Annotated in this window: 13 protein-coding genes; 5 read left to right on the forward strand and 8 right to left on the reverse strand. The window is 71.7% G+C overall.

Annotation, left to right across the window (positions count from 1 at the left end):
• Positions 1–2: 2 nt before the first annotated feature.
• Complete coding sequence (locus tag AC1DYZ_RS12065) at positions 3–389, reverse strand: Rid family detoxifying hydrolase (protein WP_477065428.1); 387 nt, start codon at positions 387–389, stop codon at positions 3–5.
• Positions 386–778, reverse strand: a complete 393-nt coding sequence (locus AC1DYZ_RS12070) for a VOC family protein (RefSeq protein ID WP_477065429.1) — start codon at positions 776–778, stop codon at positions 386–388. Before AC1DYZ_RS12070 ends, AC1DYZ_RS12065 begins: the two co-directional genes overlap by 4 nt.
• Before the next feature lie 231 nt (positions 779–1,009).
• Here AC1DYZ_RS12070 and AC1DYZ_RS12075 point away from each other — a divergent pair, with 231 nt between their 5' ends.
• Positions 1,010–1,759, forward strand: coding sequence for a polyamine aminopropyltransferase (locus AC1DYZ_RS12075; protein ID WP_477065430.1), 750 nt, complete (start codon positions 1,010–1,012; stop codon positions 1,757–1,759).
• Positions 1,760–1,805: 46 nt separating this feature from the next.
• Here AC1DYZ_RS12075 and AC1DYZ_RS12080 read toward each other — a convergent pair whose 3' ends face one another.
• The 3 genes from AC1DYZ_RS12080 to AC1DYZ_RS12090 are packed head-to-tail and all read right to left on the reverse strand — an operon-like array spanning position 1,806 to position 3,484.
• Positions 1,806–2,105: a DUF3349 domain-containing protein gene (locus AC1DYZ_RS12080; protein ID WP_477065431.1), complete on the reverse strand. Its 300-nt coding sequence runs from the start codon at positions 2,103–2,105 to the stop codon at positions 1,806–1,808.
• Positions 2,105–2,329 carry a hypothetical protein gene (locus AC1DYZ_RS12085; protein ID WP_477065432.1) on the reverse strand — a complete coding sequence of 75 codons (225 nt, stop codon included), beginning with the start codon at positions 2,327–2,329 and terminating at the stop codon, positions 2,105–2,107. The genes AC1DYZ_RS12080 and AC1DYZ_RS12085 overlap by 1 nt, the downstream gene beginning before the upstream one ends.
• A 12-nt stretch (positions 2,330–2,341) precedes the next feature.
• Entirely contained in the window at positions 2,342–3,484 is a 1,143-nt protein-coding gene (locus AC1DYZ_RS12090) for an inorganic phosphate transporter (protein ID WP_477065433.1), read from the reverse strand.
• A 211-nt stretch (positions 3,485–3,695) separates the two neighbouring features.
• On the opposite strand from AC1DYZ_RS12090, the gene AC1DYZ_RS12095 reads away from it, so the two are divergent.
• The gene (locus tag AC1DYZ_RS12095; protein ID WP_477065434.1) at positions 3,696–5,930 is read left to right on the forward strand and encodes an esterase-like activity of phytase family protein; all 2,235 of its coding nucleotides are present in this window, start codon (positions 3,696–3,698) and stop codon (positions 5,928–5,930) included.
• A gap of 113 nt (positions 5,931–6,043) precedes the next feature.
• Here the strand turns inward: AC1DYZ_RS12095 and AC1DYZ_RS12100 are convergent, their stop codons facing one another.
• The 3 genes from AC1DYZ_RS12100 to AC1DYZ_RS12110 all read right to left on the reverse strand — a co-directional run bounded on the left by AC1DYZ_RS12100 (position 6,044) and on the right by AC1DYZ_RS12110 (position 7,767).
• On the reverse strand, positions 6,044–6,481 hold the full coding sequence (locus AC1DYZ_RS12100; protein WP_477065435.1) for a rhodanese-like domain-containing protein: 438 nt from the start codon (positions 6,479–6,481) through the stop codon (positions 6,044–6,046).
• A 14-nt stretch (positions 6,482–6,495) separates the two neighbouring features.
• On the reverse strand, positions 6,496–6,993 hold the full coding sequence (locus AC1DYZ_RS12105) for a cysteine dioxygenase (RefSeq protein WP_477065436.1): 498 nt from the start codon (positions 6,991–6,993) through the stop codon (positions 6,496–6,498).
• 300 nt (positions 6,994–7,293) lie between these two features.
• Complete coding sequence (locus AC1DYZ_RS12110; RefSeq protein ID WP_477065437.1) at positions 7,294–7,767, reverse strand: CD225/dispanin family protein; 474 nt, start codon at positions 7,765–7,767, stop codon at positions 7,294–7,296.
• Positions 7,768–8,683: 916 nt separating this feature from the next.
• Here AC1DYZ_RS12110 and AC1DYZ_RS12115 point away from each other — a divergent pair.
• From AC1DYZ_RS12115 to AC1DYZ_RS12125, 3 genes are all read left to right on the forward strand, one after another.
• The gene (locus AC1DYZ_RS12115) at positions 8,684–10,276 is read left to right on the forward strand and encodes a glycosyltransferase family 2 protein (protein WP_477065438.1); all 1,593 of its coding nucleotides are present in this window, start codon (positions 8,684–8,686) and stop codon (positions 10,274–10,276) included.
• Positions 10,273–11,004: an HlyD family secretion protein gene (locus AC1DYZ_RS12120; protein WP_477065439.1), complete on the forward strand. Its 732-nt coding sequence runs from the start codon at positions 10,273–10,275 to the stop codon at positions 11,002–11,004. The genes AC1DYZ_RS12115 and AC1DYZ_RS12120 overlap by 4 nt, the downstream gene beginning before the upstream one ends.
• 65 nt (positions 11,005–11,069) lie before the next feature.
• Positions 11,070–13,160: a glycosyl hydrolase gene (locus tag AC1DYZ_RS12125; protein ID WP_477065440.1), complete on the forward strand. Its 2,091-nt coding sequence runs from the start codon at positions 11,070–11,072 to the stop codon at positions 13,158–13,160.
• The last annotated feature ends 94 nt before the right edge of the window (positions 13,161–13,254 follow it).

Raw genomic sequence — 13,254 nt, forward strand, 5'->3', positions numbered from 1 at the left:
TGCTACGTCGACGAGATCGTGGCGATCGCCTCGATCGACACGAGCAGGCCGCGGGGGAGGACGACGTTGCCCGGCGCCGATCGCGCGGGGGGCGGCGTGGGCATGTGCCGGGCGTACACCGCGTTGAGGGCCGCGAAGTCGGCCACGTCGGCGTAGAAGATCGTCGTCTTGACCAGCTCGGCCATCGACGAGCCGGCCGCCTCGAGCGTGGCCGCCACGTTCCGCAGCGCCAGATCGGTCTGAGCCTCGATGCCGTCGGGGATCTCGCCGGTGGTCGGGTCGATCCTGGCGGTGCCCGAGCAGAAGACGAATCCGCCCGCGACGATCGCCTGGCTGTACGGACCCAGGGCGGCGGGGGCCTTGTCGGTGTGCACGCTGCGGCGGGTCATGGCGTCTCCGTGTGGTCGGTGGGCGGCAGCCGGTGGCCGACTTCCCAGTGGTGCCCGAACGGGTCGGTCACACGCCCCACGAGCCAACCGTTGCCTTCTCCTACCGCGACGACCTGCGCCGCCCCGGCGCTCAGGGCCGACGCGTGCACGGCCCGTGGATCGCCGACCGTGAGGATCATCCGCACGGCCGGGTCGTCGGGGGCGTCCGCCGCCGGTGGTCCGCCCGTCTGCACCCAGAACTGCGCCCCGTCGATCGAGAGCAGGGCCACCACCGCGTTCCCGGCGCCGTCGTCGAGGTGCTCCACGACGACCGCGCCGAAGGCCCGCCCGTAGAACTCGACCGCCTCCTGGGCGTCGACTACCTGCAGCCACGGCGCGATGCTGGTCATCCGGTCTCCCTCGACGACGAGTCCGGCTCGACCCGAGCGCCCTCGACGAGCACGCCGGTTCCAGCATCCTGCGCGGCCTGTGCGATGGCTAGCCAGGCAGTCTCTCCGTCGACGTGGTCTCCGAAGGGCGATGGACGAGGTTCGGGTCGATGCCGTCCGAAGACGGGGCGCATGATCGACACTGGCCCGAGCCGCACCGGTTGCGCCGCGCCCGACAGGAAGGTGGAGGCCATGCCCGATCGGGACGTGCGGCGCCGGTTCGAGGAGCTCGACTGGCACTTGACGCCGATCGGCGCCATCAGCTTGCGGCGGCGGATCGAGCCCGTCACCGGTCGAGAGGTGCACGAGGTCAAGATCGACGACGACTTTCTCATGTCGAGCATGTTCACCGAGGCCGAGGTGGCCTTGGCCGAGCTGGGGCTCGACCGCGTCGCCGGACGTACGGGGCTCGAGGTTGTCGTCGGCGGTCTGGGCCTCGGCTACACCGCGCGAGCCGTCCTCGACCGTCCCGGTGTCGCCGCGCTCGTCGTCGTGGAGGCTCTCGCGCCGGTGATCGACTGGCATCGGCGAGGGCTCGTGCCGCTCGGTCCGGAGCTCGTCGGTGACCCCCGCTGCCGCCTCGTGCAGGGGGACTTCTTCGCGTTGGCGGCTGCCGGGGCGGGCCTCGACCCGGGTCGCCCGGGCTGGCCCTGCGATGCCGTTCTCGTCGACATCGACCACTCGCCGCGACACCCGCTCGCCCCGCAGAACGCCCCGTTCTACACGGCCGACGGCCTGCGCCGGGTCGCGGGCGCCCTGCGCGCGGGCGGGGTCTTCGCGCTGTGGTCCAACGACCCGCCGGACGAGGTGTTCCTGGCGACGATGGCGCAGGTGTTCACGGATCCCGTCGCGCGCGTTGTCGCCTTCGACAACCCGCTCCAGGGTCGGCCGGCCGCCAATACCGTCTATGTCGGCAGCGCCGGAGAACGAGCACCCGCCTGAGGACGTTCGACATCCGGTCCGAGGTGCCCGCGGGGTGGGTCTCGGCCTACTCGTCGACGTCGGCGAGCGGCCAGCCGACCGCCGCGAGCCGGGCGCTGACCCGCGCGATGTCGCTCTCGTGCGGCTCGTCGCTCAGCAGCGCACCGATCTGCGCACCGACCGCGTCGTGCGTGGCACCGTCGGGGTGCAGCAGGATGACGCGGTCGGCCACCTCGGTCACCTCGTCCTCGCTGAGCTTGCGGCGCAGGAGGGCGAGCAGGGCGACGTAGTCGTTCTCGGGCACCCCGACGGGGTAGCCGGCGCGCAGCCAGTCCGCGACGCGGCGCACGGCGTTCGGCCGGTCCATCACTTCGCCTCGATGATGCTGACGATGCCGAGGACGACCGCCGCGACGACGACGACGAAGCACGCGTAGCCCGCCACGGTCCGGATCGCCGGACGCGGACCCGCGCCCGCGTCGGTCGCCAGGGCGCGCACACCCAGCGCGAACACCGCGGGGATGCTGGCCCCGAGCAGCAGGCTGACGACCACCACGCGGAGCAGGGCGCCGCCGTCGATGAGCTGATCCATGTCGCTCTCCTCTCAGACCGTGGCGGGGCGCCGGGTCGGGCGTGCGGGTTCGGACCACTCCTCGTTGACGTTCTCGTGGTTGACCGTGCTGCGCCGCGCGGCGAGGAAGATCCACGCGGACGCGCCGACGAGGAGCACCAGGACGGCCAGGTTGCCGAGCGTGCCCCCGAGCCAGCTCTGCAGCGCCTCCGCCCCGCCGCCGACGAGTGCCGCGGCAGGCAGGGTGACCAGCCAGGCGACGGCCATGCGGCGGGCCGTCGACCAGCGCACCTCGCTGCCCCGACCGACGCCGGAGCCCATGATCGAGCCGCTCGCGACATGCGTGGTGGACAACGGGAAGCCGAGGTTGCTGGACACGAGGATCACGACGGCGGACGACGTCTCGGCGGCGAGCCCCTGCGGGGACTCGATGTCCACCAGCCCCTTGCCCAGCGTGCGGATCACGCGCCAGCCGCCGATGTACGTGCCGAGGCCGATCGCGAGCGCGCAGCTGACGATCACCCAGACGGGCACGGCGGCGTCGTCGGGGAGCGCGCCGCCGGCGATGAGCGCCAGCAGGATGATGCCCATCGTCTTCTGCGCGTCGTTGGTGCCGTGGGCGAGGGACACCATCGAGGCGGAGCCGACCTGCCCCCAGCGGAACTCCTTGGTGCGTTCGCGCCCGGGGACTCCGCGCGTGATGCGGTAGACGAGCCACGTTCCGAGGAGGGCGACGACGCCGGCGGCCACGGGCGCGACGACGGCGGGGATCACGACCTTGCCGATGAGACCCGCCCAGATGACGCCCGAGGGACCGGCGGCCACGAGTACGGCGCCGACCAGGCCGCCGATGATCGCGTGCGACGAGCTCGAGGGCAGCCCGAGGTACCAGGTGACGAGGTTCCAGAGGATGCCCCCCGCCAGCCCGGCGAAGACCACCGAGAGGGTCACCGCGTCCTGCTCGACGATGCCGGAGGCGATCGTCGCGGCCACGGCCAGCGAGAGGAACGCACCGACGACGTTGAGGACGGCGGAGAGCAGCACTGCGGCCTTGGGCCGCAGGGCCCCGGTCGCGATCGACGTCGCCATGGCGTTCGCCGTGTCATGGAACCCGTTGGTGAAGTCGAACGCGAGCGCGGTCACGACCACCAGGACGAGCAGCGGGACATCGGTCATGTCTCGACGGTCGACCGGATTCGGGGGGTGCAGCAACTCGGGCAGGGCGAGTTGGCCGAGAGTTCACCTACGCGTCATCGAGCGGTTCGTCCAGAGAGAGTGCGGCCTCGACTCCAGTCATGCTCCGAGTCACAGGAGGTTCACAGGGTCGCCATCCGGACCTTCCCGGAAAGTCGGGCGCTCGTCGCCCGCGCCCGGTTGCCTGGCCGCCATGAGACGCACCGCAGCACTCTCAGTCCTCGCGACGGCCGTGACCGTCGCCCTCCTCGCCCCGACGCCGGCCCTCGCCGGTGACCACGGCGGGCAACCCGACCGAGGTCGGCACACCGTCGTCCAGCCCACGCTGGTCGCCCGGGCAACCCTTTCCGCCGACTTCCTCGCCGCCGGACCCCCGTCCGGGGCATTGGCCTCGCCGGCCAACGGGCGCCAGGGACCCTTCGCCGGGCAGGTGATCCCGGGCTTCTCCGGGGTCGTCGACGCCGGCGACGGCACGTTCTGGGCGCTGCCGGACAACGGCTTCGGCACCAAGGCCAACTCCGCCGACTTCCTGCTCCGGCTCTACCACGTGACGCCGCAGTGGCAGACGGCGCGCGGCGGGAGTGGCGAGATCGGCGTCGGCGAGTTCATCTCGCTGCGCGACCCGGACCACCGCATCGACTTCCCGATCGTCAACGACGCGACCCCCGACCGCCTGCTCACCGGGGCCGACTTCGACGTCGAGTCGGTGGTGCGGGCACAGGACGGCAGCTTCTGGATCGGCGAGGAGTTGGGCCCGTTCCTGCTGCACGTCGACGCGTCGGGCGCGCTGCTGGCCGCCCCGGTGCCCTTCCCGGCCGGGAAGTCGCCGCAGAACCCGTACCTGCAGGCCGGCGAGACCCCGCGGATCCGCGCCAGCCGGGGGTTCGAGGCGATGGCCGGCTCTCGCGACGGGCGGTTCCTCTACCCGATCACGGAGGGCGCGTTCGTCGACGACCCGCAGCAGCGTCGGCGCACCATCTCCGAGTTCGACACCGCCGCGGGCGCGTACACCGGCCGCACGTGGGCGTACCAGACGCACCAGGACGCGAACGTCATCGGCGACGCCTTCATGACCGGCAAGCACGAGCTGCTGCTCATCGAGCGTGACGACTTCCAGGGCGCCGCCTCGGTGATGAAGCGGGTGTACCGGGTCGACCTCGACAAGGTCGACGCGGACGGCTTCGTGGCCAAGACCCTCGTGCTCGACGCACTCAAGATCGCCAATCCGGACCACCTCGGCTCCGGCGACGGCTACGGCACGGACGACCCGTTCTCGCTGCCGGTGCAGTCGTTCGAGACGGTCGTGCAGCTGCGCGACGGTCGCCTCCTCGTCGCCAACGACAACAACTACCCGGGCAACGCCGCGCGCATCGCGGGGACGCCGGACGACACCGAGATGGACGTGATCGACCTGCGACAGGTCCGGGCGGCGAAGGCGGGCGACGTCACCGTCGTCGGCCACCGCGGCGCCAGCGGGTACCGGCCCGAGCACACGCTGGCCTCCTACGAGACGGCGATCCTGATGTGCGCCGACTACATCGAGCCCGACCTGGTCTCGACGAAGGACGGAGTGCTCGTCGCGCGGCACGAGAACGAGATCGGCGGGACGACCGACGTGGCCGACCACGCCGAGTTCGCAGGCCGCAAGGCCACGAAGGTCATCGACGGACGCAGCGTCACCGGCTGGTTCACGGAGGACTTCACGCTCGCCGAGCTGAAGACCCTGCGCGCCAAGGAGCGCCTGCCCGCCGTCCGACCGGCGAACACCGCCTTCGACAAGCTCTACGAGATCCCGACGTTCGACGAGGTGCTCGACCTCGCCCGTCACTCGGTGACCTGCGACGGGCAGCCCGTCGGGGTCTACCCGGAGACCAAGCACCCGACGTACTTCGACTCGGTCGGACTCTCGCTCGAGGAGCCGCTGCTCGCCCAGCTGAAGGCGAACGGCCTGGACGACCGACGGTCCCCGGTGATCATCCAGAGCTTCGAGACGGGCAACCTCCGCCAGCTCGACACGATGACGGACGTGACCCTCGCGCAGTTGGTCGACTGCTCCGGCGCGCCGTACGACCTGGTCGCCGCGGGTGACCCGCGCACCTACCGCGACCTGGTGACCCGGTCGGGCCTCGCCCAGATCGCCACGTACGCCGACGGCGTCGGCTTGTGCAAGGACGTGATGATCCCGCGGAACCCCGACGGGACGCTCGCCACGCCCACCACGGTCATCCGGGACGCGCACCGCGTCGGCCTCGAGGTGCACGGCTGGACGTTCCGCCGGGAGAACCAGTTCCTGCCGGCGGAGTTCCGCAGCAGCGCCGACCCGAACGCGGTCGGTGACCTGGCCGGGGAGATCCAGGTGTTCGTCCGCGCCGGCATGGACGGGTTCTTCAGCGACAACCCGGACCTGGCGTCGGCTGCCGTGGGCTGACCTGCACCCAGGTCCGCGAAACGCCACCGAAACGACTCGTGTGACACTCTCGACGCGCATCCCGAGGTCCCGGTTCGAGCATCGCTCCTGGGCCTCGGGATGTCGTCGTGCGATCAGTGCGCGGGGCCGGCCCCGACCAGCTCGCGAGCCTCGGCGGTGACGGGCAGGCCAGCCGCGGACCAGGCGTGGAAGCCTCCGACGACGTCCGTCGCGCGGTGCAGGCCGAGGTCGGCCAGCGCGGCGGCGGCGAGGCTGGAGGTGTAGCCCTCCGAGCAGAGCACGACGACCTGCAGGTCGTACCCGGTCGCCGCGGGGATCCGGTGGGCGCTGGCCGGGTCGAGGCGCCACTCGAGCACGTTGCGCTCGATGACGACGGCCTGCGGGACGTCGCCCTCGGCCGCCCGCTGGGCCGCCGGGCGGATGTCGACGAGCACGGCACCGTGCTCCAGCGCGTCCCACGTCTCCTCCGGCGACAGCCGCACCAGGCGGGCGCGGGCCTCGGCCAGCACGTCGTCGATGGTCCGGCGGCGCGCCGTGTTCAAAGAGCTCACAGGGCTCGCCGGGCTCACGCCTCGGTCTCCGGCTCATCCGTCTCGACCGTGCGCGTGGGCACCAGGGTGCCCTCGGCGTCCTGCGCCCAGTACGTCATCCGCGTCAGCGGCGCCGAGTAGGCGTGGATGCTGACGGCCGGCTCGGTCCCGGCGTTCAGCACGTCGTGCAGGTCGCCGGGGTCGACGGTCTGCGTGAGGCCGGCAGCGAACTCCTGCGGCACCAGCCGGCCCTCGCGGTCGGGTCGGATCTCGGTCAGCGTGCCGGCGACGATGGTGAACGCGGCCGACGAGATGCCGTGGTCGTGCAGCTCGGTGCCCTGCGACGGCAGCCACGAGATCAGCCACACGTCGACGCCCGCGGGGGCGTCCAGACGGGTCCACCAGCGGCCGGCCGCCTGGAACTGGACCAGGGGCCGCCAGAGCTCGGGGCGGGCGGCGATGGAGCGGGTCAGTGCGCTCAGCTCCTCGACGCCGAGGACGGTGTCGGGACGGTGGGACAGGTCGACGGTCATGGTGGTGCCTCTCGGGTGCGTCTGCGGACCGACGGCGCGGCTCTGGCGGCGCGGTCGGATGGCCTGCTCCTGGCGTAGGGCCGGGCGGGTGCGTCAGTGCTGCTGACAGCAGGCGGTACAGAGGTGCAGACAGGCACGCAGGGAGGGCGACGAGACGTGGACGGTCGTCATCGCGAGCTCCCCTCGAGTGGTCGTCGAGCGGGTGCGGCTGGCACCCACCCGGTCGTGGCGCGCACAAGGAAGCACCCGTCGCGCAGCGCGGTCAAGGGCTGGGCGGCGAATCCCGGATGGTGGACGAGGTCAGTTGCCGKAGTCGGAGCGGTCGGGCGGCCCGGGACGGCCGGGCGCGTCGAACGGGAGCTCGTTGCGCCAGCCGGGTCCACGCTGCTCCCAGTCCAGGCCACCGCGGTGCTCGTGGACGGCGACCACGGCGAGGACGGCCCACGCGATCGAGACGAGGATCGACAGGAGGATCAGCGCCGCCCCCACGATCACGCTGATGATTCCCCAGCGCCGGGCGTTGGCGGACTCCCGGGCGGCCGTCCCGACGTCGGCGGCGCCGGCGGCTCGCGCCGCGCGGTGCGAGGCGAGCAGCGCGGGGATGCCGGTGGGCCAGAACAGGATCATCGCGGCGATCACCCAGCCGACCGGTGCGGCCGCGGCCGGGGGCAGCGGGGGAGGAGGCGCCGTCGCCGTGGGTAGCGTGGCGGGGCCGGGCGAGGCGGCGGGCACCGCTGCGGGGTCCGGGCCTGGGGAGTTCGACTGAGCCGACATGACGTCCTCCGGAGTGACGAGACTGCGTGAGCGAACGGTAGGTCCCCTGCCTGGGAACACCCTTTGAATGGGGCACCAGGCGCTCTCGAGAGACGGAGCGGCGACGCCCGAGGCGTCCGGTCCGTGGACATTCCTGGCGGGGTCGACCGCATGTCGGGACGCGGTCACGGGTGACTTTCGGGGATGGCGTGCGTCGGTGGGACGCGCCGGCGGGGGTCTGCTGGCCCCGTCGGCAGCGTCGTCGAGCCTCGTCGGCCGGGCCCCACCCGACKAGCCCCGCCACGGCGTGGCCGGCGTTCTTGCGGTGGCCCCGGTGCCGCGCCGCCGGCCGGGGCGCTGGCGGTCGGACCCCCTCGCTGACCTGCAGCGACGCAGTCTCCCTCCGGCTCCCACGATCGTCACATGAGCCGATCGTGGGACGCGCGGCGCCCTGCGGCACGCCGTACCGAGTCGCTCCGGCGGCGCCGGCCGCGGTCCGCCGTCGGCGCGTCCTGCGCCACGCGGGGACCGGCGATGCCGGGGCCCGCTGAGCGGGGCACAGTGCCGGCGAGCGGTTGCTCCCGCTTCGTCCTCTCGTGGGTGATGTGACCTGTCGAACAGCGTGTGCTGTGGACGGTGCCACACATCCCACGTACGTTCGTAGACATCCACGAGGGCGGTGACGCTGCGTGAGGTCCGGTCCAGCCGGGTCCTCACCGTCGCCGCCCTTTCGTGCACCTGGTGCCGATGTTGCTGCCTCACAAGGTGGGTCGAGCCCAGCGCCCACCACTGCCATCCGACCGGACGACAGCGAAAAGAGGGCAACCCTATGACGACCACGTTCGACAGGCTTCTGATCGAACCTCGTAAGACGGACCAGGTCAGGATCAGACCGACCAGGCGGGCGGAGAACGAGGCCGCCCAGAGCCCGTCGCTCATGCTTCTGGTCCTCCTGGCGTGCGCCGGGGTCATCGTGTACGCGGCGTTCCTGCTGAACCCTGCGAACCGAGGAGACTGGCTGCCGTACACGCTCGTGATCGTCGCGGAGACGATCCTCGTGGTGCACGCCCTGCTGGCGATGTGGACCGTCCTGTCCAGCGGGAGCAACCCGCGAGGCTTCGCGTTCCACCTCGCGCAGGACCGGCTGTACGACCTCGCCGAGATCATCCGCGAGGGCGCCGAGAAGTCCCCCCAGGACTGGCGCATGTACCTGGACGAGTGGCCCATCACGGTCGACGTCTTCATCACCACGTACGGCGAGGACCTCGACACCATCCGGCGCACCGCGACGGCGGCCGTCGCCATGCACGGCCGGCACGAGACCTGGATCCTCGACGACGGCCGGTCGGACGAGGTCCGCGACCTGGCGGCACGGGTCGGCGCCCGCTACGTGCGCCGGCTGTCCAGCAACGGGGCCAAGGCGGGGAACATCAACCACGCCCTGACGCTGGCCAAGGGGGACTTCTTCGTCATCCTCGACGCCGACTTCGTGCCCAAGCCGGAGTTCCTGCACGAGACGGTCCCGTTCTTCGCCAGCGACGACGTGGCCTTCGTGCAGACACCCCAGGTGTACGGGAACCTGAACTCGGTCATCTCGAAGGGCGCCGGCTACATGCAGTCGGTGTTCTACAAGTTCATCCAGCCGGGCCGCAACCGGTTCAACGCCGCGTTCTCGGTGGGGACCAACGTCATCTACCGACGGGCCGCGGTCGACTCGATCGGCGGCATCTACTCCGACTCCAAGTCGGAGGACGTGTGGACGTCCCTGATGCTGCACGAGAACGGCTGGCGGACGGTCTACATCCCGACCGAGCTGGCCGTGGGGGACACCCCGGAGACCGTCGAGACGTACACGAAGCAGCAGCTGCGCTGGGCGACCGGCGGCTTCGAGATCATGCTCACGCACAACCCGTTCTCCCGGAAGCGCAACCTCACGATGGACCAGAGGCTGCAGTACCAGGTGACCGCGACGCACTACCTCACCGGGATCGCGCCCCTGCTGCTGATCCTCGTGCCGCCGCTGCAGATCTACTTCAACCTCACCCCGATGAACCTCACGATCACGCCGCTGACGTGGTTGCTCTACTACTCGGGCTTCTACGTGCTGCAGATCGTGCTCGCGTTCTACACGCTCGGTTCGTTCCGCTGGCAGGTCCTCCTGCTGGCCGCGGTGTCGTTCCCCATCTACACGCGCGCGCTGATCAACGCGATCTTCCGCCGGGACCAGAAGTGGCACGTCACGGGCCAGAAGGGCGCGTACCGCTCGCCCTTCGCCTTCATGATGCCGCAGGTCCTCTTCTTCCAGTTCCTGCTCATCACCACGGTGGTCGGCGCCTGGAAGGACCTCGGCAACGGCTACCCGAGCCTCGCCCTCGCGTGGAACGCGACCAACACCCTGATCCTGGGCAGCTTCATCCTCACCGCCTGGCGGGAGGGCCACCGCGGCCGACTCACCGCCAAGGCCGAGCGCTCCGTGCGCCGCGCGAGCCACGCCCGTCTCGAGACCGCACCGACCGGAGGTGTCGCATGACCTGGGCCAGCCGTTTCCGACTGCTCGTGGGCACGATCCTCGTGCTCGTCCTGGCCGCACTGGCCACCTACCAGCTCAACCAGAAGAAGGGCGTCGCCGCCAGCGACTCCGCGCAGATCCTCGCCAGGACCTACGACGTCGGCACGCCCTACGCCGGCCTCGTGGTCGACCAGAGGGTCGACGTCGGCGACACCGTGACGAAGGGCCAGCCGCTGTTCGTCATCGATTCGTCGAGCCTGCAGTACGACCTCAAGAACGGGTTCGCCAAGCCGGAGACGGAGGCCACGCAGGTGGACGACCAGGGCCGCCTCGTGGTCCTGGCGGCCGGCGACGGCACCGTGACCGCGATCAACTCCGAGCGCGGCACGTTCGTCCAGTCCGCGACCGAGCTGGCGACCGTCCAGCGCGCCAACACCCTCTACGTCCAGGCCGAGTACACGCTCACGCCGAACGAGTACGCCCGCGTCGCGGACAACGCGACGGCGACGGTCGAGCTGCCCAACCACCGCACGATCACGGCGCACGTCTCCAAGGTCAAGGTGGAGACGGTGGCCGGCCAGGCCCAGGCGGTCATGACCCTCACGGGGACCGCCCTCAAGGACGGGGCACAGAACGGGCTGGTGTCCGCCGGCACCCCCGTGACGGCCGAGCTGCAGCTGCGCAACAACGGCGTGGTGACTCGGACCGCTGACTCGGTCAAGACCTACATCGGAGGAATCTTCGGATGACGGCACACCTGACAGAGCACACGACCGACGTGCGGCCCCCGCCCCGAGACCGTCGGCGCCGCCGCGTGCTGATCGCCACCGCCGTCGCGGTCGCGGTCGCGGTGGCAGCGGTCCTCGCCCTGACGACGCCCTGGTCCACGTCGGGCGCGACGACCGCCGACGGAGGCCCCGGCTCGGCGCCGGAGGCACCCACCAGCGGTCCGCAGGACGCCCAGACGCCCACCGTCGACTCGGCGGCCCTGGTCGCCGGGGTGCCGGAGAAGTCGGTCGGCAAGATCGACCCGGTCCGGCTCAAGGACGGCGTCGTGCCGCCCACCAACCGCTGGTACAGCGGCCTCGTGTTCGGGGACCAGGCGCAACCGGTCTTCGCCGAGCCGCTGTCGTTCGGCCTGACGGACACCGGCTTCACGCTGGGGCTTCCGACGCCGACGACGAGTGCGCAGACGATCATGGCGCCGCACGTGCCCGCCGTGACCGTCGACGCGGGCGCCGCCTCGGCGCAGATCAGCGCCGCGGACCCCGTGAGCGTCACGATCGAGCTGCTGGACGCGTCCGGCGCCGTGCTCGGCCACGTCGTCCTCGCCGAGGGCTCGCCGTTCGTGAGCCTCACGGCCGAGAAGGATCTGACGGTGAGCTCCACGGTCGCCGGCGGCTCCTTCGAGGCCGGCGACGACGGTGCGCTGACCGCCGACGCGGGGACCTCGACGTGGGGGCTCGTCGGTGGCGGGGCGGACGGCGGCTCGACGACCCTGGCCGCCGGTCGTACGGCGACCTGGTACGCGCTACCGCAGGACGCGAAGCCCGCGACGGCGGCCGCCCTGGCCGCCGCGGCGGCCGACCCTGTCACGGGTGTCGACGTGAGCTACGGCGTGGACGACTCGGTCGCCCGCACCACGCTGACCTACCGCACGGCCGGCGGATCGCCCACGGCCTACGTGACCATGCCGCACCACCGCACCGGCGACCAGCCGACGCGGTCGGACTGCGGACTCGGCTCGTACGCCAGCGTCTACGGGGACCTCGAGCTGTGCACCGGCTCGCAGCTCACGTCCTACGCGCCGGCCCTGCCCGCGGCCGGCGCGATCGACCTCGACGGCATCACGGCCGACCAGAAGTCGGCCATCCTGGAGGCGCTGACGCAGGACGTCGCGGCGACGCCGGCGTTCCCGTCGGACACGTACTTCGGCGGCAAGGCCCTCAACCGCGCGGCGTCGCTCGTGGTGCTCGGCGAGCAGCTGGGCGCGCAGGACGTCGTGGCCGACCTGAAGGCGAAGACGGTCGACGCGCTGAAGGAGTGGACCGAGCCGGACGGCTGCACGCAGCGCGACGCGCGGTGCGTCGTCTACGACCAGGCCGCGCGCTCGGCGATCGGGCTGACGCCGTCCTTCGGGTCGGACGAGCTCAACGACCACCACTTCCACTACGGCTACCTGCTCGCGGCGGCCGGTCTGCTGGCCAAGGACGACCCGTCCCTGGCGAAGCAGCTGGCACCGGTGATGAACCTGCTCGCGCAGGACATCGCCGCCGCGAAGCCGTCCGCCGAGCTGCCGCAGCTGCGGTCGTTCGACCCCTACGCGGGCCACTCGTGGGCGTCGGGAACGTCGCCCTTCGCGGACGGGAACAACCAGGAGTCGTCGTCGGAGGCCGTCAACGCCTGGAACGGGCTCGGCCTGTGGGCGGGCGCGTCCGACCAGTCGGCGCTCGCCACGGAGGCCACCTGGCTGGCCTCGACGGAAGCCTCGACGGCCCGGACGTACTGGACGGATCCGGACCTCGCGTCCTTCGACGGGTTCGACCACACGATGGTGTCGCTGAACTGGGGTGGCAAGCGGGACTACGCCACCTGGTTCAGCCCCGAGCCGAACGCCATCCTCGGCATCCAGCTGATCCCGATGGGCCCCGTGCAGACGTACCTGGCGGCCGGCGTGGACCCGGAGCAGATCCGGGCGTCGGTCGCGGAGGCCACGCCGGGCGGGTACGGGGTGCAGTTCGGCGACTACCTGCTGATGTACGCCGCCCTGGCCGGCGCGGATGACGCGGCGGCCGCGTGGACGGAGGCGACGAGCCTGCCGGACACGTCGATCGACGACGGCAGCTCACGCTCCGCGATGCTCGCGTTCATCGCGTCGGCCCAGGCGCACCCGACCGCGGGCTGACGGCAACCAGGCGCCCGCTCCCGCCATCCGGCGGGGGCGGGCGTCGCCCTGCCCGGGCCCAGCACTTGACAACGCGCGCCCCCGGATCGAGTGT

Source organism: Cellulomonas sp. P1_C4 (genome assembly GCF_056406355.1).